Genomic DNA, 20,616 nt, shown 5'->3' with positions numbered 1-20,616 from the left:
TTTACAGGATGAAAGCGGAAGTCCTGCGGAAGCGCCCAGTTGGGCGAAGAAAGCGGCGGAAAATCGGAATGCTCCGAAGGGAGGGACCGGGGTGCGGCTCGGAGAATGGCCTGCATGTTCCTTGTCGAGAGTCCATCCCATGCGCGTTGCAGTCCTTCAGCGTGACCCGGTCATGCGTCAGTCCATTGAATCAAGTCTGGTGAGAGCCGGCCATTTCTGCGCGGCCTATGACGACGGCGTTGCGATGTCGAGGTCGCTCGTGCGCTCCACGATGGATCTGCTGGTGCTCGACTGGCAGGAGATGCGGCCCGCCGGCGCGGACCTGTTGCACTCGGTGCGCCGCGTGGCAGGCGAGCACGTGCCGATCATGTTCGTGTCGAACGACGGCTCGGAGGAAAGCATGGTGCGCGCGCTCGCCGGCGGTGCCGACGATTACCTCGCGTTGCCGCTGCGGGACGCCGAGTTTCGCGCGCGAGTTGCGGCGCTTCTGCGGCGCGCGTATCCGGAGCGTTTCAGCGCCGCGACCTGTTTCGAGATCGGCCCCTATTGCTTCGACACGATCCGCCGGGCGGTCACGCTGCGCGGCGAGCCGGTGCCGCTGTCGCCCACCCAGTACCGGATCGCGGCGCTGTTCTTTTCCAACGTCGATCGCGTGATGTCGCGCGACCATATCTTCGCGACGGTGTGGGGCCGCGAACTGCGCGAGTTCACGCGGACCATCGACAGTCACGTGTCACGGCTGCGTGTGCTGCTCGCGATCGAGCCGCACAATGGTTTCCGGCTGCAGCCGGTATACAGAAGCGGCTACCGGTTGCTGCGGCTTCACGACCATGTGCTCAGGGAGTGAAGATTGGCAGTCGGCGCGCACGGCATGAGGTCGCCACGGCCAGGTATATGCTGAAATCCGCGTTGCAGCCCGTCGCGCTCGCCAGCGGTGTTCATTCTCCTTACGTGTCCGTATCGGTTAGCCGGGTTGCCGCGTTTGCGCCGAGGGTCATCGACGCCGATACCGAATAGCGGGACGTTTCGCGCGCCGCGCGCGCGGCGGCTCACGCATCGCGCCGCTATGCCGAAATCGTCTCAATCCGCGCGTACGCGCACCAAGACCCACCGGCCCGCGATTCCTACCATGGGCGACATGAAAACCCTCAACATTATCGACTCGCACACCGGCGGTGAGCCCACCCGCCTCGTGGTGTCGGGTGGCCCGGATCTGGGCGGCGGCACGCTCGCGCAACGGCTCGAGGTTTTCCGCACCCGCTTCGACGACTGGCGCGCCGGCATCGTCACCGAACCGCGGGGCTCGGACGTGGTGGTCGGCGCGTTGCTTTGCGAGCCCGACGATCCGACTTGCGCGGCCGGTGTGATCTTCTTCAACAACGTCGGCTATCTCGGCATGTGCGGGCACGGCACCATCGGGCTCGTCGTGTCGCTCGCGCACATGGGGCGGATCGGGCCGGGACGACACCGCATCGAAACGCCGGTCGGCATGGTCGAGGCGACGCTGAACGAAGACGGCGGCGTCGCGGTGCGCAACGTGCCCGCGTATCGCCACCGCAAGGCGGTGCAGGTCGACGTGCCAGGCTATGGCGCACTGACCGGCGACATCGGCTGGGGCGGCAACTGGTTTTTCCTCGTCGCCGAGCATGGGCACGAGCTCGAAGCCGCGAACATCGCGAGCCTGACGGCTTTCAGCTCGGCGATTCGCGACGCGCTGATCGCACAGAACATCACCGGCGCGAACAGCGCGCTGATCGACCATATCGAGCTGTTCGGACCGGGTTCGCGCGAGGGCCTCGACAGCCGCAGCTTCGTGCTGTGTCCCGGCAATGCGTACGACCGCTCGCCGTGTGGCACCGGCACGAGCGCGAAGGTCGCGTGTCTCGCGGCCGACGGCAAGCTCGCCGAAGGCGCGGTGTGGCGCCAGGAGAGCATCATCGGCAGCGTGTTCGAGGCGAGCTATCGCACGGCGGGCGACGGCGTCCACGTGATTCCGACCATCACCGGTCACGCGCACATCATGGCCGAAGGGCGTCTGTGTTTCGACGAGCGCGATCCGTTCGCGTGGGGTATCCGGACCGCATGAGCCCGGACGCGCTGATCATCGGAGCGGGTATCGTCGGTGCCGCGTGCGCGGCGGAACTGGCCGCGCTCGGCATGCGCGTCGACGTGCTCGATGCGCAGCGCATCGGCGGCGGCGCGACGGCGGCCGGCATGGGCCATATCGTCGTGATGAACGACTCGCCCGCCGAATTCGCGCTGAGCCGCTATTCGCGCGAGCTATGGCTCGAGCTCGCGCCGCAGCTGCGCGCGCGCGACGCGTTCGCGCGCTGCGGCACGCTGTGGGTCGCAGCCGACGACGAAGAACGGCAAGCCGCCCGCGCAATGCAGGCGGCGTTTGAGAGCCAAGGCGTCGCCGCGCAATTGCTGGACTCGGCCGAACTGCGCGCCTGTGAACCAGCGCTCGCACCATCGATGGCGGGTGGCTTGCGCATCGAGCACGACAGCATCGTTTATGCGCCGACCGCCGCCGAATGGCTGCTCACGCAGTCGCCGCATGCGGCGAATATCAGCGTGCGACCTGGAGCGCCGGTCGCGTCGGTCGGTGCGGGCGGCGTGACCCTGGCGTGCGGCGAGCGCACCAGCGCGACGCACGTGGTCGTCGCGAACGGCCTCGGGGCGGCGCAATTGTTGCCGCGGCTGCCGTTGCAGCCGAAGAAAGGCCATCTGCTGATCACCGACCGCTACCCGGGGCTGATCCGTCATCAACTGCTCGAACTTGGCTATATCAAGAGCGCTCATCACGCGACCGGCACGTCGGTCGCGTTCAACGTACAGCCGCGTCCGACCGGGCAACTGCTGATCGGCTCGTCGCGCCAGTTCGAAACAACCGATCCGGCCGTCGAGATGCCGGTGCTCGCCCGGATGCTGCAACGCGCCGCGCAGTATCTGCCGGGGTTGCCGGCGCTCAGCGGCATCCGCGCGTGGACGGGGTTTCGCGCGGCGTCGCCGGACGGCCTGCCGCTGATCGGACCGGCCGGCGAGTTCGCGCCCGACGTCGGCTCTGGCTCCGCATCCCGCCTATGGCTCGCGGTCGGCCACGAAGGGCTTGGCGTGACGACCTCGCTCGCGAGCGCGAAACTACTCGCGGCGCAGATCGCGGGCCATGCCGCGCCGATTCCGTGCGAACCTTATCTACCGGTGCGTTTTGCAGAGCAGGTGGCCCATGACCGACACTGACGCGGCCCGCATCCGTTTGAGCGTCGACGGCCGCAGCATCGAAGTGAAACCCGGCACGACCATCGCCGCGGCGCTCGCGATCGCGGGTGTGCGCGGCTCGCGGCTGTCGGTCAAGGGCGAGCCGCGCGAAGCCTTGTGCGGGATGGGCGTGTGCCAGGAGTGCCGCGTGACGATCGACGGTCGCGCGCACGCGCTCGCGTGCCAGACGCTATGCCGCGACGGTCAGCGCGTGCAGACACGAAACGGGACAGTACACGTATGACGCAGCACTTCGACATCGTGGTGATCGGCGGTGGTCCGGCCGGGCTCAATGCCGCGCGAGCGGCGGCGCAGGCGGGCGCGACGGTCGCGCAGATCGATGACAATCCGCGCGCCGGCGGCCAGGTCTGGCGCCAGGGGTCCGCCTATCCGCCTAAAGCAGCGTTGCAGGCGTTGCTCGCGGCGTTGCAATCGCAGCAAAACTTCACTTACTGGCCATCGACGCGCGTGATCGCGCCGCTCGGCGCGCAAGGCTTGCTGCTCGAATCCGCCGAACACGGCGGCGTGTCGATCACCTATGACAGACTGATTCTTGCGACCGGCGCGCGCGAGCGTCTTCTGCCGTTTCCCGGCTGGACCTTGCCCGGTGTGACCGGCGCGGGCGCATTGCAGGCGCTGATCAAAGGCGGCATGCCGGTGCGCGACGAACGGATCGTGATCGCCGGCAGCGGCCCGCTGCTGATGGCCGCGCTCGCCACCGCGCGAGAGGCCGGCGCGCGCGTGATCGCGGTGGTCGAGCAGGCATCGGCGGCCGAGGTCGCGCGTTTCGGCGTGTCGCTGCTGCGCGAGCCCGCGAAGCTGCGTCAGGCGATCAGCCTCACGCGCGGCTTCGCGGGACTGCGCTACTGGACCGGCAGCATCGTGAGCGAAGCCCGTGGCGCGCAGCGTGTGCAACAGGTGACGATCCGGCGCGGTGAACGCGAGGTGACGCTCGATTGCGACCGCGTCGCGTGCGGCTTCGGACTGCTGCCGAACGTCACGCTTGCCCAGGCGCTCGGCTGCGCGATCAACGACGCGGGCGAAATCGTCATCGACGACGGACAGCGCACCTCGCTCGAACGCGTTTATGCAGCGGGCGAGTGCACGGGCGTCGGCGGCGCTGAGCTCGCTGGCGCGGAAGGCGAGATCGCCGGTCTCGTGGCGAGCGGCGCGGCGAGCACGCAACGCGCCGCGCTGGCGGCGCTCGTCGCGCAACGCGCTCGCTGGCGGGGCTTTGGCGGGCGCGTCGCGGCGTCGTTCGCATTGGGCGAGGCCGCGCGCACGCCGCCCGCCGACGCGACGCTGTTGTGCCGTTGCGAGGACGTGAGCGTCGGCGAGGTGCGCCGCTGCGCCGACTGGCGTGACGCGAAACTGCAGACGCGCTGCGGTATGGGCCCTTGCCAAGGGCGCATCTGCGGGGCGGCCGCGAGCCTGTACTTCGGCTGGCCGACCGCCGCGGCGCGTCCGCCGTTCAGTCCGGCGCAAATCGGCACGCTGATGAGCGCCGCCGAACCGCCGACGGCGGCGCCATGACGGCTCCGCGCTTACCCTCGGTAGATATTGGCGGGCGACGCGCGGCTCTATAATCGACCGCAATCAACCGAACGAGCGGGCTGCCCGGCCGCACCGGCGCAGCGATCCGCGAACGCAACCTAACGCAATCAACCAGGCACGCACCCACGGAACCGCACGATGAACACGCTGGCGCATCCGCTCGAAACTGACGATACGACGCTGTCCGGCATGCTGTCGCATTTCAGGTTGCTCGAGCCGGTATTCGATGCAATGCCGGACGTCGTGTTCTTCGTCAAGGACGCGGACGCGCGGTATGCGCTCGTCAACCGCACGCTCGCTTCGCGTTGCGGCTTCAAGGAAAAGGCCGCGCTGCTCGGCAAGACCGCGGAAGACGTGTTTCCGCGCCGCTTCGGGCGCATCTATACCGCGCAGGACAAGGCGATCATCGGCGTCGGCAACCAGATGCTCGATCAGCTCGAACTGCATCTGTATCCGGGCCGTCAACCGGGCTGGTGCCTGACCTGCAAACAGCCGTTGCGCGATGCGACCGGCAAGGTGGTCGGCCTCGCCGGCATCTCCCGCGATCTGAAAGCCGACGAAAGCAGCCATCCGGCCTACAGCCGGCTTGCCGCCGTCGTGCAGTCGATCCAGCAGAATTACGTGCAGCCGCTGAACCTGAAGCAGCTTGCGGCGATGGCGGACATGTCGGTCGCGCAGTTGGAGCGGTACTTTCACAAGGTGTTTCATCTGACGCCGCGCCAGGTGCTCCTGAAAACGCGACTCGATGCGGCGACCGCGCTGCTGGTGTCGCACGACAAGGTCACCGACGTCGCCGCGCGTTGCGGCTACACCGATCACAGCGCGTTCACACGGCAATTCAAGGCGACCGTCGGCGTCACACCGACCGAATACCGGATGTTGCTGCACGGTACGCTGCGCGGCTGAACGGCGTCGCACGTGTCATGGCGGGTCGCGCGCATCACTACTACGTGTACGTCGTCGCGCTCGACGACAAGGTGTGGAACGAGGCGCGCTTTCGTCGCGCGAATCCTGGTTACCGTTTCGACAAGCCGTGCGTGTACGTCGGCATGACGGGGCTCGACCCGGACGTGCGCTTCGATCGGCACAAGGCGGGCATTCAGGCGAATCGCTATGTGCGCGACTACGGCCTGCGTCTGATGCCCGAACTGTACGACGTGTTCAACCCGATGCCTTACCGCGGCGCGCAGGATATGGAAGTGGAATTGGCGATCGGGCTGCGTGAGGCGGGGTATGGGGTATGGCAGGCTTGAAAGGCTCGACGCGGCCGAATTCCATTGTGACGAGCGTGCTCAATGTGCTCGCCGCCATGCGATGACGCTGGCCGGCACTACCAATGCGATGGCGACGATATATCCCGAAACGATCAGCACAAAGTTGCCCCAAGCCTCGACATCGTAGGCGTCGGGCTCCCAGTTGGGATATAGGCAACGCAGTAGCCATCGAACGGAACCGGCGAACCATAACGGTATCTGGAACGATAGTTGTTGCGTGCCCCATGCGAGTGCAGTGCCTAATGCGACCCATATCCCAAGTGCACTGATGCACCATCGAAGCAATCGGGCGTCTCTCATCGCACTTCTACTCGCCCGTAAGCTCGCATGTTAGTTCCTGCCTCGACCGCGCCAAAGCCTGAACAGACGAATCGTGAAGTCTCTTTCCGATTGAGCTCGAAGGTACAGCTTACAGTCATTGGTTTTTGCTCCAGAATTCCCTGAGGTAACGGAGCAATGACTATTGCGTGTACGTCGGTGCCAGACAATCGGAGCGTTCTTAAAGATGCCTCGCATGTCTACGAAACTGATGCAGAAGCGCGGCGGTCTGATCTATCGCCAAAAACGTAGGCCACGCTCAATGGCTGTGCCTGAATAGAAAAAAGCCGCGTCAACGCAAAGCGCTGACGCGGCCTCAGATGACCGGGTCGCGAGCCGATCTGCTTACTTCACCCCAAGCCCTCGCAACACCGCATTACCCTCGGACGTCAGACGGATATGCGGCGTGCCCGCATCGTTCGAAACGGTCTCGACGAGACCTGCTTCGTAAAGCTGCGGAATTTCGGGTTTTGCGGATGCATCGATCGGCGCGTGCAGCAGCAGCAGCAGCGTCGCGAGCTCGTGATGGCTCAACAGACGGCGCAGGATAGTAGGCCGTTTGGCCGGTGTTTCGTTGGTGTTGATTTCGGGCTGATTCATGGAGCGCACCTCGTGCGGGGACATGTCCGGGGGATCTTGCGGACGAAGTCTTAAACGATTCTTAAGACTCCATTGTCCTGTAACACCGTGACATGAACGTTGCAATGGATCAGATTCCGGCGCCCGCAACTTCGCCTTTATGCGCCACAAGGCCTTATGGCGCGCAGGTTTTGCTTGCCGATTCGATCCACAGGTTGCTTACATGACGCTTGCCCGCATAGAAACGGTAAGTTGTCGCGCCGTTGTCGCTGCGTACCTTGACGACGTTCGAGTCGCCGAAGTCGAGCATCTGACCCTGCGGGATCCCGGTCGACTTGAACGCGGCGTTGTGATGATTGGCCATCTGCGTCAGACAGGCGACCACGTCGTCGACGGAACGCTGTGTCGTCGTGTCCGTGACGGGTTCGCCGGAATCCGGGTCTTTCTGGAAATACGCGCAAGCGCTGAGCAGTAGCGAAAGGGACAGGACTGCAGCGAACTTCTTCATATCTCTCCTGGCGTTGATTCGGCGATTCGGCTGAGCAGGCGCCATTATATCGAGACGGCGAGCCTGCCCCGATCGGGGACGCAGGTCGCGTGCCTGAAAAGACGAAATCCGTATCGACGCGGCGACTTCGAATGACGAAGCCGCCGTCGTGCCTCCGGTGTCCGCCCGTTACTTGCGCCGCTGCGCCTGCGCCGCGAGCCGCACCGCCGCATTGGTCGCGCCGTAGCCGTCATAGCCGCCGCGCCGCTCGACGATCTCGAGGAAGAAGCGCTGGTCCAGTTGCTCCGTATAAGCGTGGAAAAACTCGCCGCCGCGTTCGTCGCGGTCGTACAGGATATTGTTCGCGCGCATCGCTTCGAGCAGCGTGTCGGACAGCGCGTAGCGGGCCGCGAGGTCGTCGTAGTAATTGCGCGGAATGCGCAGGATCGGCACGCCGTCGGCGACGAACTCGGGGAGAGCGCTGAAGATGTCGCCGGTACTGAACGCGACGTGGTTCAGTCCGGAGCCGTGATACGTGTGCAGCGCCTCGGCCACCGCCGTATGGCGATCCACCGATGCATTCAGCGCGATCCGCACCGAGCCGTCGGGGCTGCGCAGCGCGCGGCTGCGCACGAGGCCGTACGGATCGGGAACGAGCACCCCCGGCTCGGCCAGGAAGCCGAACGCGGTGCGCAGAAACAGCACCCACGTATCGAGCGCATTCGCCGGCACCGACAGACACACGTGATCGATGCGCTCGAGCGGTCCCACCTCGGTCGGGCCGTTGACGTCGGTCAGCACGAAATCGGCCTCGAACAGCGTGGGCTGATCGGGCGTTTCGTCGACGAAGTAGTTGAGACTACCGTCCGGCGCCTGCACGGCCGGCAGCACGCGCTCGTTCGGCCCGATCTGGCCGGAGAACGGCGCGTAGCCAAAGCCGGCCGCGCGCTCGAATGCGTGGCTCGCGTCATCGACACGAAACGCCGATGCGCACAGCGACAAACCATGCTGCTGAAAAAACGCGTTCGCGAACGAATCGGGCTCGGCGTTCAGCACGATCGAGGCCGCGCCGTGCTGATACAGCGTGACGTCCTTCGAGCGATGCTGGCCGGCCTGGCGAAAGCGCAGCTTGCCGAGCCAGTCGGCTAGCTGCGTGCGCGTGGTGTGATCGACCGCGAATTCGAGGAACTGATAGCCGACGTGCGCGGGCGCGGCGGGCGAGCGGTACAGGCCGCCTGTCGTTTTGCGCGGCTGCTGTTGCTCTTCGAGCAGCGCGCGAGTTTGCTCTTCGAGGAACAACAACGAGCGATGGCCATCGGCGGCCGTGATCGTGGTGGGGGCGGCGCGAAAGCCGTCGTTGAAGATTTCCAGCGAAAGCGGGCCCTTGTAGCCAGCTTTGACGACCTGCGCGGTGAAGTTCGCGAGATCGAAGTCGCCCTGGCCGGGGAAGCAGCGGTAGTGGCGGCTCCATTCGAGCACGTCCATCGCAAGCTTCGGCGCGTCCGCGATCTGCACGAACGCGATGCGCTCGCCAGGAATGTCGGCGATCGCGTCGGGCGTGTCGTTCAGCGACAGCGTATGAAAGCTGTCGAGCACGAGCCCGAGATTCGGATGATTCACGGCGTCGACAAGCTTCCACGCGTGGCGATAGGTCTTTACGTGCCTGCCCCAGGCGAGCGCTTCGTAACCGGCGACCACGCCAGCCGCTTCGGCCGCGCGGGCGAGCGCGCCCAACTGGTCGATCATCAGCGAGTCGTCGCAGATCGTGTCCGGCGACACGTTGCTGCACACGAGGATGCGGTCCGTGCCTAGCTCGTGCATTACGTCGAACTTGCGCTTCGCGCGGTCGAGATTACGCTCGAGCCGTTCGGGACTGACACCGTCGAAATCGCGAAACGGCTGGAACAGCATGATCTTCAGGCCGAGGTCGTCGGCGATGCGGCGCACGTCGGCGGGCGAGCCGTCGAAATACAGCAGGTCGTTCTCGAAGATTTCGACACCTTCGAAACCCGCCGCACGGATCGCGCTCAGCTTCTCGACGAGGGTGCCGCTAATCGACACGGTGGCAATCGAACGTTGCATGAACGGCTCCTGCAAAAACGGACAAACGAGGGGGAAACTCAGAGAAAAACCGCGGCGGCGCGCCTGGAGGCGCGGCCTGCCGGGCTTGCTGCAATGCGCAAAAATGAGCGAGTTCGTTACGCACTGAAGCAGGACGCAGGCCGGAATACCCCACACTACCCGGGAGTTTCGATAGTCTATACAAACTAACTAGATGGTACAAATTCGTAGAAACCCCGAATGACGACGACGGCCGATGCGCGCACACTTCGCCATGCGTCGAAGAACCGCCGCGGGTGCCGCGGTTCGAGTCGCGCCTTATTTTGCGGGAGTCGTTGTCATGAGCTTTGCCTCCGTACTGGTCCTGAACGGACCGAACCTCAATCTGCTCGGCACGCGCGAGCCGGCCATCTATGGCGCGCAAACGCTCGACGACGTCGCGAAGCTGTGCCGCGACGCGGGCGAGCGCCTCGACCTCGCGATCGACTTCTGCCAGTCGAACGCCGAGCATCAGCTGATCGACTGGCTGCACGCGGCGCGCACCAAGGTCGACGGCATCGTGATCAATCCGGCCGCTTACACCCATACGTCGGTCGCGATCGCCGACGCATTGAGCGCGATCGAAAAGCCCGTCATCGAGGTGCATATCTCGAACGTGCATCGGCGCGAGGCGTTCCGGCATCACTCGTACGTGTCGGCGGTGGCGGACGCGATCATCGTCGGCTGTGGCACGCAGGGCTATGTGCTCGCGCTGGAACGGATGGCGACGATTCTTAAGAATAGGGCGGCGAAATGAACACTCAAGCGAACACCCGGGGAAATTCCCGGACCGACGCGCAGATCGCCGCGTTGGCCAATGCGCAGGCGAGCTTGCGGGCCACTCCCCGCTCCTTTCTGGTCGGCCTGATCGGCTCGGGCATCGGCGGTTCGCTCACGCCCGCGATGCACGAGGAAGAGGGCAGCAAGCTCGGACTGCACTATGTCTATCGACGCATCGATCTCGATGCGCAGAAGCTCGACACCGCCGCGCTGCCGGAGCTGCTGACGGCGGCCGAACGGATGGGTTACAACGGCCTGAACATCACGTATCCGTGCAAGCAGGCGGTGATTCCGCTGCTCGACGAACTGTCCGACGACGCCCGCGCGCTCGGCGCGGTCAACACCGTGCTGTTCAAGGACGGCAAGCGCATCGGTCACAACACCGACTGGTCCGGCTTCGCGCGTGCGTTCCAGCGCGGCTTGCCGGACGTGTCGCTGGAACGCGTCGTGCAGCTTGGCGCCGGCGGCGCCGGCGCGGCGGTCGCGCATGCGGCGCTGAACATGGGCGCGCAGTCGCTGACGCTGTTCGACGTCGATGCCGCCCGCGCGCAGTCGCTCGCCGACGAGTTGCAGGCGCGTTTCCCGAAAGCCAAGGTCAGCGCGGGCACGTCGCTCGAAGAATCGCTCTGCGCCGCGCAAGGCCTGATTCACGCTACGCCGACCGGTATGGCTAAAATGCCGGGCCTGCCGCTGCCGGCCGAATTGCTGCACCGCGACCTGTGGGTCGCCGACATCGTCTATTTCCCGATTCGCACCGCGCTGCTGCAGGCGGCCGAGGCGCTTGGCTGCCGCACGCTGAGTGGCGGCGGCATGGCGGTCTACCAGGCGGTCGACGCCATGCGTATTTTCACGGGCCTCGAGCCGGACGCCGAGCGCGTCTACACCCACTTTCAATCGTTGTTGCAACGCTAACCGGCCGCGTAGAGACCGGCACCCAAGCTGATCGAGGAGACAAGCACGCCATGACGCAATCGTTCCAATCCAGCTCCGCGGGCTCGCCCGCGCAGAACAAGGCGGCGAGCCCCGCGCGCCGTTCGAAAGCCCGTTACAAGATCCTCGCGCTGCTCGCGGTCGGCACGATGATCAACTATCTCGACCGCACCGTGCTCGGCATCGCGGCACCGCAGCTGACGAAGGAGCTTGGCATCAACGCCGCGCTGATGGGCCTGCTGTTCTCCGTGTTTTCGTGGAGCTACGTGGCCTCGCAGATTCCGGGCGGTCTGTTTCTCGACCGCTTCGGCAGCAAGCTCACATACTTCCTGTCGATGACGTTCTGGTCGCTCTGCACGCTCGCGCAAGGGCTCGTGGGGAGCATCGGCGGCCTGTTCGCCTTCCGTCTCGGCCTTGGCGTTTCGGAGGCGCCATGCTTTCCGACCAATAGCCGCGTGGTCGCCACGTGGTTTCCGCAAAGCGAGCGCGCGATGGCGACCGGCACCTACACGGTCGGCGAATATATCGGCCTCGCGTTTTTCAGCCCGTTCCTGTTCATGCTGATGGGCGCATTCGGCTGGCGCTCGCTGTTCCTCGTGGTCGGCGGCGTCGGTATCGCGTTCGGCGTGGTGTGGTGGCTGCTGTATCGCGAGCCGCGCGATCATCCGTCGGCGAATCAGGAAGAGCTCGACTATATCGAGGCGGGCGGCGGTCTCACGCAACGCAACAAGGATGTCGCGGGTGCGGCCGCGGGTGCAGCCGCGGGTGCAGCCGATACGGCGGCATCGAAGAAGAGCGGCTTCCAATGGGGCACGATTGGCCAGCTGCTCAAGCATCGCCAGTTGACCGGCATCTGCCTCGGCCAGTTCGCGGGCAATTCGACGCTGGTGTTCTTCCTCACGTGGTTCCCGACGTATCTCGCCACCGAACGTCATATGGCCTGGCTGAAGATCGGCTTCTTCGCGATCATGCCGTTCATCGCGGCTTCGATCGGCGTGATGTTCGGCGGCGTGTTCTCCGACTGGCTGCTGCGCCGTGGCAAATCGCCGAACGTCGCGCGCAAGCTGCCGATCATCGCGGGTCTGCTGCTCGCGTCGACGATCATTCTCGCCAACTATGTCGAGAGCAACGTCGTGGTGATCGCGATTCTGTCGGTGGCGTTCTTCGCGCAGGGCATGGCCGCGCTCGGCTGGACGCTGGTGTCGGATATAGCGCCCGAGGGCTTGCTCGGCGTGACCGGCGGCATCTTCAACTTCGCCGCGAACCTGGCGGGTATCGTGACGCCGCTCGTGGTGGGCCTGATCGTCGCGGCGACCGGTTCGTTCGTGGGCGCGCTGGTGTTTATCGGTGTCATCGCGTTGATCGGCGCGCTGTCGTATATCTTCGTCGTCGGCGATATCAAGCGGATCGTGCTGGTGGATTGAGTCTTCCCGCCGAGCCGTCGCTTCATGTGACGGTCGTGGTTCCCTTCGAATCCCCGGTTGTCGTCGCGGTGCGGCGGCAACCACGTCGACTGCCGTCACCGGTTTGCCGGGGCAGTAAGCCGCTGAACGCGCTGCGTTTCTCGAAGCGATAAAAAACGGGATGTGGCTTTCACCACATCCCGTTTCCATTTCAGCCGGTCGCCGCGCAACCGGCGTCAATCGTCCTTCTTCACGAACCGCAAGATCGCATCGACGATCATCGCCCGATGCCGCGCCCGCAGCCGCGGATGCGACGGATCGCGCCCAAACGCGGTGCCGAACGTATGCCGGTTGCCCACGCGATGGAAACACAGCGAGCTGATCATCAGATGCAGATCGATCGGATCGATGTCGCTGCGGAACTGACCCGCCGCGATGCCGCGCGCGAGCAGATCCTCGATCGTGTGAATCACGGTGACGTTGCGTCCTTTGAACGTCTTGACCTGCTCGACGTACTTCGCGCCGTGAATGTTTTCGATCGTCACGAGGCGCACGAAATCGCGCTGACGGTCGTGGTAGTCGAACGTGAATTCGACCAGCGCGCGCATGCCTTCGACCGGATCGAGTTCGCTGATGTGCAGGTCCTGTTCGAGCGCGCGAATGTCTCCATATACCTTTTCCAGCACCGCCTGGTACAACCCTTCCTTGCTGCCGAAGTAGTAGTACAGCATGCGCTTGGTGGTGTTCGTGCGTTCCGCGATCGCGTCGACGCGGGCACCCGTCAGCCCCATCGCGGAGAACTCCTGGGTCGCGACGTCGAGGATGTTGCGCTTAGTCTGCTCGGGATCGTATTTGCGTGGGGCGTCCACACGCGGGGCGTCGGTACGCCTGGCGCCGGTACGTCGCGCGTCGGCGTGCGGCGTGCCAGACACGATGCCGTTGGTATCAGGCTCGGCGGCCTTGCTTCCCTTTTTCATTGTGGTTTCGAGCGGCAGTGACGGCGCATTCTAGCATGGCGAAACGGGCCTCTGGCGTGGGTCCCGGGCATCGACGAAGGCATCTCGAAGGGGCTTGCGTGGCGCTTACGCGACCGGGCGCGTGGGCCGGCGGCGCGCGGCGAGTGCGTCGCGTGTTTGCATCGCGGTGTACGTGAGCTGCGCGGCCGCGAGGCCGAGCGCGCCGTACGTGCGCGCGAGGCCGAAGGTCGCGAACGCGTCGGGCACCGGCCGTTCACCGGAGATAGCCGCGGCCAGCAGTTCGCCCGACACCGTGGTCGGCGCCATGCCGTGTCCGCCGAAACCGACCGCGTACCAGACGCCGTCCGTGCTTTGGCCGATCTGCGGCATCTTGTGTCGCGCGTAGCTCATCAGGCCGCCCCATGCGTGCTCGATGCGCACGTCGCGCAGCTGCGGATAGACCTTCAGCAGGTCCTGTCGCAACAGACGCACGATCGCCTCGGGCTCGCGGTCGCGCACGGAGATGCGGCCGCCCCACAGGATGCGCGTGTCGGGCAACGGGCGGTAGTAGTCGAACGCGAAGCGGGTGTCATAGATCGCGGCGCGTGTGGCGATTGCGTCGTGCAAGCGTTCGCCGAGCGGCTCCGTTGCCATCACGTAGGTGGCGATAGGCAGCACTGCGCGCTCGACGCGCGCGTACACGTTGCGTGCATAGCCGCCGCCCGCCATCACGACGTGACGCGCGTCGAGCGCACCTTGCGGCGTCTCGACGACGAAGCCAGCGCCGTCGCGCCGCAAGCTGACGACCGGCGAGCGCTCGTGTATCGTCACGCCCGTTTGCGCGGCCGCCGCGGCGACGCCGACAACGTACTTGAGCGGATGAAAATGGAACGCGTTGCGCTCGAACAGGCCGCCGTGATAGCGGCTCGTTTTCAGTTGCGCGGCGAGTTGGTTGGCAGCGATCGGTTCCCAGTCGATGCCGAACGAATCGCGCATCAGACGCCGTTGGGCTTCGAGACGCGCCGGTTCGTCGAACCAGTTCGCGAGGATCACGCCGGCATCGGTCGCGTCGCAATCGATCCGATAGCGCGCAATTCGCTTGCGCATCAGCTCGACCGCGTCGGTGGTCAGCGCATAGAGTTCGCGCGCGCGAGTCGGCCCGAGCGTCTTCAGCAGGTCGGCGCAATCGAGGCTGTAGCCGCCGAACACGAAGCCGCCGTTGCGTCCCGATGCGCCGAAGCCGACCTGCTGCGCCTCGAGCACGACGACGTCTTCGACGCCGCGTTCGGCGAGTCCCAGCGCGGTGGAGAGTCCCGCAAGACCGCCGCCGACGATGCAGACGTGCGCGCTGCGTCGGCCGTTGAGCGGCGCGTAGGCGGAGGAGCGGGTGACGGTGGCTTCGTAGAAACTTTGCATGAGGCGCGAGCTTGTGGACACGCCCTAGGTTAGCGGCAATCGCGTGTGCCCGTCCAGCCCGCGTGAGCCCGCACGTCGACAGGCGCCCCGCCGCGCTTCGTTCTGCGTTATCGACCCCAGCGCAACACCAGCGGATCGAGCCGGCGTGCGATCTTCAACAGTCCTTCGCGCGTCGCCGGATGCATCTGCGGCAGCGGGTGACGCACCGCGTCCGAACCGATCACGCCGCCTTCCTTCATCAGCGCCTTGCACGATGCGAGGCCGCCCTGGCGATTCTCGTAGTTGATCAGCGGCAGCCACTGCTGATAGTGCGCGGCGGCGGCCTCGGTATCACCGGCCGCATAGGCATCGACGATCAGGCGGATGCCATCGGCATAACCGCCGCCCGTCATCGAGCCGGTCGCGCCCGCATCGAGGTCGGCCATCAGCGTGATTGCTTCCTCGCCGTCCCACGGACCGACGATCGCGTCGCCGCCCAGTTCGATCAGCTCGCGCAGCTTGTTCGCGGCCTGCGGCGTTTCGATCTTGAAGTACGACACGTTGTCGATCTCGCGCGCCATGCGAGCGAGGAACGGCGCGGACAACGGCGTGCCGCTGACCGGCGCGTCCTGGATCATGATCGGAATCTGGATGGCATCGGACACCGTACGATAGAACTCGTAGATGCCGCGCTCGCCGATGCGGATCGTCGCGCCGTGATACGGCGGCATGACCATCACCATCGCGGCGCCCGCGGCCTGCGCTGCGCGGCTACGCTCCGCGCACTGGTACGAGCTGAAGTGCGTGGTCGTGACGATCACCGGCACGCGGCCCGCGACGTGTTCGAGCGCGAGATGCATCAGTGTGTTGCGCTCGTCGTCGGACAGCGCGAACTGCTCGGAGAAGTTCGCGAGAATGCACAGGCCATTCGAGCCGGCGTCGATCATGAAATCGAGGCAGCGCTTCTGACCTTCGAGGTCGAGACGCCCGGCATCGTCGAAGATCGTCGGCACGACGGGGAAGACGCCGCGTAGGGCGGGAGAGTGTGACGCTTGGCTCATGGCGATGTGGTCCGTACGGGGATGGAAGGATTGCGCTCGAGCCCGCGAACGGGCGGCGCAACTGGATGAATGTCTCCTTCGGCGACTATACGGCGCTGGGCCTCGCGGGTATATTGAATTGTTTCCATATCGTGATCGCTTTTGCGACTCACCCCACCGATGAAAGACACGCTCAGCGTCCTGCTGTCGAAGCTGCGCATGAAGCAACTGCATCTGCTGATCGCGCTCGACGATCACAAATCGCTGCACAAAGCGGCCGGCGTGATGTCGATGACGCAATCGGCGGCGAGCAAGGCGCTGCAGGAGCTCGAATCGATGCTCGACGCGCCGCTTTTCGAGCGCTCGAAAAGCGGCATGATCCCGAACCAGCTCGGTCATTGCGTGATCCGATATGCGCGCGTCGTGACGTCGGACCTCACCGCGCTCTGCCAGGACGTCGCCGAAATTCGTTCGGGGCGCGGCGGGCGGCTCGCGCTCGGCGCGATCATGGGCGCGATTCCCGACTGCGTGGTGCCCGCGCTGAATCAATTGCATGCGGCGCAACCGGGTCTGGCGATCGAAGTGGTCGAGGACACCAGCGCACGAATGCTCGCGCAGCTCGACGACGGGCGGCTCGATCTGGTGGTCGGCCGAGCGGCGGTCGCGGCCGATCCGTCGAAGTATCAGTATCGTCCGCTCGGCGACGAGCCGTTGGCGGTGGTGGTCGGTTATCAGCATGCGCCGTTGCCGCGCCGCGAGATGATGTTGCGCGATCTCGCCGGGCATCGCTGGGTCATGTATCCGTCACACATGCCGCTGCATGCGCTGCTCGAACGCGAGATGGATCTCGCCGGCCTCGACATGCCCGACAATCCGATTTCGACGGCTTCCACATTCGTGACAGTTGCACTGCTGCAAAGCAGCGCCGAACTCGTTTCGCTGCTGCCGAGTGCAATTGCTGGGCCGTTCGTGCGGCACAAGATGCTGCGCGTCGTGCCGGTCAGGCTCAAATCGCCATCGCAGACGTTCGGCATCGTCACGCGCAAAGGCGGCGTGCTGTCGCCGCCGGCGGAACGGTTTATCGCGCTGTTGCGTGCACAGACGAAAGCGCGAATTTAGGCGCGGCGCAAACAGGTTGCTCAGCTGTCCGCCCGGTTGCCGGTAAGAATGCCAGCCAAAAAGCGACTTTCTTTCGGCAAGGGCCGCCAGAAACGGCAAAACCGCCCGAACAGGCGGTTTGTTATTCGTGTGAAAAGAGCTTCAATATCTCATGCCGGTTCGCGTTTTGTCATCCGACGCCAGCAGGTGTTGTAGCCGCGACACTGTCGCATCAATCCGAACCGATGAGGGTTTCTCGTTCCGAGCTACACTGGTTTGAATGAACTGAGCCAGGCTTGACGCCCTGGCCATCGCTCGGGGAGAGCAGCCATGAATCGGCCACCGCTTCGGTTTCCGCTTCGCGTGACCAGCACCGTGCCCGTGCGGAGTTGGCGTTGGCTCAAATGGGGGCTTGGCGCGTTTTTGCTGCTCGCGGTGGCGCTGATTGCGCGGCTCGTGCAGATCGAGATCGAGACCTCGCGACTGCAGGCGCGGTACCTTTCCGAGCTGACCCGCGACGTCGCTTTTTCGGTCACCGACGGTCCCAGTCATTCCATCCGCTTTCCGCAAGCCGACAAGGGCCCGTACGACGCGCGCCTCGGCTACGCGCTGTTGCCGGCTATCCAGCAGCGTCTGTTGCAACATGGCTTCGAAATCAGCTCGCAGGCGCGCGATTCAGAACGCATGCTTTCGCTAGCCGATGACGGCCTGTTCCTGCCTTACGACGAAAAAGACACGGCCGGCCTGCAATTGTTCGACGGCACCGGCGTGCCGCTATACAGCGCTCAGTTTCCCGGTCGCGTGTACGACAGCTTCGGCGCGATTCCGCCGCTCGTGGTGAACTCGCTGCTGTTCATCGAAGACCGCTATCTGCTCGATCCGGATCAGCCGAACCGCAATCCGGCGATCGACTGGGGGCGCTTCAGTCGCGCGCTCGTCGACCAGGGCGCGCGCGTGTTCAATCGTCATCAGCAGACGCCCGGCGGCAGCACGCTCGCGACGCAGATCGAGAAATTCCGTCACTCGGCGGGGGGCCGCACCGCGACGCCGCCGGAAAAGCTGCGGCAAATCGCGTCGGCGTCGGTGCGCGCTTATCTGAACGGACCGCAAACGCTGCCGGCGCGCGAACAGATCGTGGTCCATTATCTGAACTCGGTGCCGCTTGCCGCGCAGCCCGGCGTCGGCGAAATCAACGGTATCGGCGATGGGCTCGCCGCCTGGTATGGGCGCGATTTCCGCGAGACCAACCGGCTGCTGAAGGCGCCGTCGACCGATGCAAATCTGCCCGACCAGGGTCTGGCGTTTCGCGAAGTGCTGTCGCTGATGATCGCGCAGCGCGCGCCGTCGTTTTTTCTGCAGCGCGGCTATCCCGAGCTCGAACGGCTGACCGACAGCTACATGCGGCTGCTCGCGAGTGGCGGCGTGATCACCGGGCAGTTGCGCGACGCGGCGCTGGCGGCGCACGTCGAACTGCATCGCGCGCCGCGCAGCACACCGGATCTCGGTTCGTTCGTGTCGCGCAAGGCCGTCACGTCGATGCGCTCGCATCTGCTCGCCGCGCTCGGCGTGCGTAGTTTCTATGAACTGGACCGCCTCGATGTGCAGGCGACAGGCACGCTGAACAATGACGTGCAACAAGCCGTTGCCGAGCGCCTCGCCGCCGCCGCGACGAAAGACGGCGCGAAGGCCGCGGGCCTCGTCGGCTACGAAATGTTGCGCGGGTCCGACGATCCGTCGCATATCGCCTACAGCTTCACGCTGTTCGAGCGGCACGGCGACGCGAACCTCGTGCGCGTGCAGACCGATAGCGTGAACCAGCCGTTCGACATCAATTCCGGCGCGCGCCTGAACCTCGGCTCGACCGCGAAACTGCGCACCGTCATCACGTATCTGCAGATCGTCACCGATTTGCACACACGGTACGCATCGCTGAGCAATGCCGAGCTGAAGGCGATCACGCCCGATCCGAACGATCGGCTGACGCGCTGGGCGATCGACTATCTGCTGCACACGCGCGACCATTCGCTGCAGCCTATGCTCGACGCCGCCGTCGAGCGTAAATACTCGGCGAGCCCGGGCGAAACGTTCTTTACGGGCGGCGGCGCGCAGACCTTCACGAACTTCGAGTCCGACGACAACAGCCGCATCCTGACCGTGCATCGCGCGTTCCAGCATTCGGTGAACCTCGTGTTCGTGCGGCTGATGCGCGATATCGTGCACTATGAAATGGTGCAGACCACCGGGCCGTCGTCGCAATGGCTCGGCGATCCGGCGACCCGCAAGATGTATCTGACACGTTTCGCCGATCAGGAAAGCCGCGTGTACATGAAGCGTTTCTACACGAAGTACCACGGCAAGACGCCTGATCAGCAGATCACGCTATTGCTGCTCGGAGTGCGCAAGTCGCCCCCGAAAGTGGCGACCGCGTTGCGCAGCGTCGCACCGGATCAATCGAACGCGTGGTTCAACAAGATGATGTACGCGGCGCTGAAGAACACGCCGGCGGCTTCGATGCTCGACGACGAAGATCTCGCGAATCTGTACGACAAGTACGGCATCAACCGCTTCAACCTGAACGACCGCGGCTATATTTCGAGTGTGCATCCGCTCGAACTATGGACGCTGAACTACCTGCGCTCGCATCCGGATGCGACGCTTGCGCAGATCGAAGCCGCGAGCCAGGACGTGCGCCTGTCGACTTACTCGTGGCTCTTCAAAACGCGCTATCACGTGACCCAGGATCACCGCATCAAGCGCATGGTCGAGCTGCGCGCCTACGACGCGATCGGCAAATCGTGGCAGGCGCTCGGCTATCCGTTCGCGACGCTGACGCCGTCGTATGCGGCGGCGATCGGCGCGTCGGGCGATCGTCCGGCGGCGCTCGCGCAACTGATCGGCGTGATCACGAACGGCGGCAACAAGGTGCCGACCGAAACGCTGACGCAAATCGACTTCGCGAAGGACACGCCGTACGAAACGCATTTCAGGCGCGCGGTGGTCGCGCCGCAGCAGCAGGTGTCGCCGGAGATTGCCGGGGAGGTGCGGATGCTGTTGCGCGACGTCGTGACGGGCGGCACCGCGAGGCGTCTCGCGCAAGGCATGACGTTCCCGGACGGCGAAACGCTCGAAGTCTATGGCAAGACCGGCACCGGCGATCAGCGCTTGAACGTGTACGCGAAGGGCGCGCGGTTGATCGAGTCGCGCAAGGTGAATCGCAGCGCGACCTTCGTGTTCGCGCTCGGCGACCGCTTCTACGGCACGTTGACCGCGTGGGTGCACGAGCCGTATGCCGCGCGTTACGACTTCACGAGTGCGCTGGCGGTGCAGTTGCTGAAGTCGATGGCACCGGCGTTGCAGCCGTTGCTCGATAAGCCGGTTGAGAAAACGGTGACGGCGGCGCCGGCGGGATCGACGCCTGCGGCGACGAAAGTTGCCGCGCAGTGA

General features: G+C 65.0%; 18 protein-coding genes. 12 read left to right on the top strand and 6 right to left on the bottom strand.

What is annotated here, in order from left to right; translation table 11 throughout:
- Positions 1–139 precede the first annotated feature (139 nt).
- The 7 genes from OKW30_RS34575 to OKW30_RS34545 all read left to right on the top strand — a co-directional run bounded on the left by OKW30_RS34575 (position 140) and on the right by OKW30_RS34545 (position 6,065).
- Positions 140–847 (top strand): response regulator transcription factor, encoded by a 708-nt coding sequence (locus OKW30_RS34575; protein ID WP_429348854.1) that lies wholly within the window; start codon positions 140–142, stop codon positions 845–847.
- A gap of 282 nt (positions 848–1,129) precedes the next feature.
- Positions 1,130–2,086, top strand: a complete 957-nt coding sequence (locus OKW30_RS34570; protein WP_429348853.1) for a 4-hydroxyproline epimerase — start codon at positions 1,130–1,132, stop codon at positions 2,084–2,086.
- Positions 2,083–3,240: an NAD(P)/FAD-dependent oxidoreductase gene (locus tag OKW30_RS34565; protein WP_429348852.1), complete on the top strand. Its 1,158-nt coding sequence runs from the start codon at positions 2,083–2,085 to the stop codon at positions 3,238–3,240. The genes OKW30_RS34570 and OKW30_RS34565 overlap by 4 nt, the downstream gene beginning before the upstream one ends.
- Positions 3,227–3,502 carry a 2Fe-2S iron-sulfur cluster-binding protein gene (locus OKW30_RS34560; RefSeq protein ID WP_429348851.1) on the top strand — a complete coding sequence of 92 codons (276 nt, stop codon included), beginning with the start codon at positions 3,227–3,229 and terminating at the stop codon, positions 3,500–3,502. Before OKW30_RS34565 ends, OKW30_RS34560 begins: the two co-directional genes overlap by 14 nt.
- Positions 3,499–4,791: an NAD(P)/FAD-dependent oxidoreductase gene (locus OKW30_RS34555; protein ID WP_429348850.1), complete on the top strand. Its 1,293-nt coding sequence runs from the start codon at positions 3,499–3,501 to the stop codon at positions 4,789–4,791. Before OKW30_RS34560 ends, OKW30_RS34555 begins: the two co-directional genes overlap by 4 nt.
- A 159-nt stretch (positions 4,792–4,950) precedes the next feature.
- A complete protein-coding gene (locus tag OKW30_RS34550; protein WP_090806925.1) occupies positions 4,951–5,718 on the top strand; it encodes an AraC family transcriptional regulator in 768 nt (255 codons plus the stop codon).
- Positions 5,719–5,735: 17 nt separating this feature from the next.
- Positions 5,736–6,065, top strand: coding sequence for a hypothetical protein (locus tag OKW30_RS34545; protein WP_429348849.1), 330 nt, complete (start codon positions 5,736–5,738; stop codon positions 6,063–6,065).
- Between the two features lie 684 nt (positions 6,066–6,749).
- On the opposite strand, the gene OKW30_RS34540 is transcribed toward OKW30_RS34545, so the two are convergent.
- The 3 genes from OKW30_RS34540 to OKW30_RS34530 all read right to left on the bottom strand — a co-directional run bounded on the left by OKW30_RS34540 (position 6,750) and on the right by OKW30_RS34530 (position 9,552).
- On the bottom strand, positions 6,750–7,004 hold the full coding sequence (locus OKW30_RS34540) for a hypothetical protein (RefSeq protein ID WP_090810191.1): 255 nt from the start codon (positions 7,002–7,004) through the stop codon (positions 6,750–6,752).
- 154 nt (positions 7,005–7,158) lie between these two features.
- On the bottom strand, positions 7,159–7,491 hold the full coding sequence (locus OKW30_RS34535) for a hypothetical protein (RefSeq protein ID WP_090806920.1): 333 nt from the start codon (positions 7,489–7,491) through the stop codon (positions 7,159–7,161).
- 168 nt (positions 7,492–7,659) lie between these two features.
- Entirely contained in the window at positions 7,660–9,552 is a 1,893-nt protein-coding gene (locus OKW30_RS34530; protein ID WP_429348848.1) for a bifunctional sugar phosphate isomerase/epimerase/4-hydroxyphenylpyruvate dioxygenase family protein, read from the bottom strand.
- A gap of 319 nt (positions 9,553–9,871) precedes the next feature.
- Here OKW30_RS34530 and aroQ point away from each other — a divergent pair, with 319 nt between their 5' ends.
- The 3 genes from aroQ to OKW30_RS34515 are packed head-to-tail and all read left to right on the top strand — an operon-like array spanning position 9,872 to position 12,704.
- Positions 9,872–10,327: a type II 3-dehydroquinate dehydratase gene (gene aroQ / locus OKW30_RS34525; RefSeq protein ID WP_184063010.1), complete on the top strand. Its 456-nt coding sequence runs from the start codon at positions 9,872–9,874 to the stop codon at positions 10,325–10,327.
- Positions 10,324–11,262 (top strand): shikimate dehydrogenase, encoded by a 939-nt coding sequence (locus OKW30_RS34520; RefSeq protein WP_429348847.1) that lies wholly within the window; start codon positions 10,324–10,326, stop codon positions 11,260–11,262. Before aroQ ends, OKW30_RS34520 begins: the two co-directional genes overlap by 4 nt.
- A 50-nt stretch (positions 11,263–11,312) precedes the next feature.
- The gene (locus OKW30_RS34515; protein WP_090806913.1) at positions 11,313–12,704 is read left to right on the top strand and encodes an MFS transporter; all 1,392 of its coding nucleotides are present in this window, start codon (positions 11,313–11,315) and stop codon (positions 12,702–12,704) included.
- A 215-nt stretch (positions 12,705–12,919) separates the two neighbouring features.
- Here the strand turns inward: OKW30_RS34515 and OKW30_RS34510 are convergent, their stop codons facing one another.
- From OKW30_RS34510 to OKW30_RS34500, 3 genes are all read right to left on the bottom strand, one after another.
- Entirely contained in the window at positions 12,920–13,660 is a 741-nt protein-coding gene (locus tag OKW30_RS34510) for a TetR/AcrR family transcriptional regulator (RefSeq protein ID WP_090806910.1), read from the bottom strand.
- A 105-nt stretch (positions 13,661–13,765) separates the two neighbouring features.
- Positions 13,766–15,055 carry an NAD(P)/FAD-dependent oxidoreductase gene (locus OKW30_RS34505; RefSeq protein WP_429348846.1) on the bottom strand — a complete coding sequence of 430 codons (1,290 nt, stop codon included), beginning with the start codon at positions 15,053–15,055 and terminating at the stop codon, positions 13,766–13,768.
- Between the two features lie 107 nt (positions 15,056–15,162).
- Positions 15,163–16,095, bottom strand: coding sequence for a dihydrodipicolinate synthase family protein (locus OKW30_RS34500; RefSeq protein ID WP_184025420.1), 933 nt, complete (start codon positions 16,093–16,095; stop codon positions 15,163–15,165).
- Between the two features lie 159 nt (positions 16,096–16,254).
- On the opposite strand from OKW30_RS34500, the gene OKW30_RS34495 reads away from it, so the two are divergent.
- On the top strand, positions 16,255–17,193 hold the full coding sequence (locus tag OKW30_RS34495) for a LysR family transcriptional regulator (RefSeq protein ID WP_187626426.1): 939 nt from the start codon (positions 16,255–16,257) through the stop codon (positions 17,191–17,193).
- 309 nt (positions 17,194–17,502) lie between these two features.
- Positions 17,503–20,616 (top strand): transglycosylase domain-containing protein, encoded by a 3,114-nt coding sequence (locus OKW30_RS34490; RefSeq protein ID WP_429348845.1) that lies wholly within the window; start codon positions 17,503–17,505, stop codon positions 20,614–20,616.

It is taken from the genome of Paraburkholderia sp. Clong3, from assembly GCF_050436485.1.
Taxonomy (GTDB): domain Bacteria; phylum Pseudomonadota; class Gammaproteobacteria; order Burkholderiales; family Burkholderiaceae; genus Paraburkholderia; species Paraburkholderia tuberum.
Note: the sequence above shows the minus strand (reverse complement) of the source record. Positions and strands in the feature narration are given on the sequence as shown.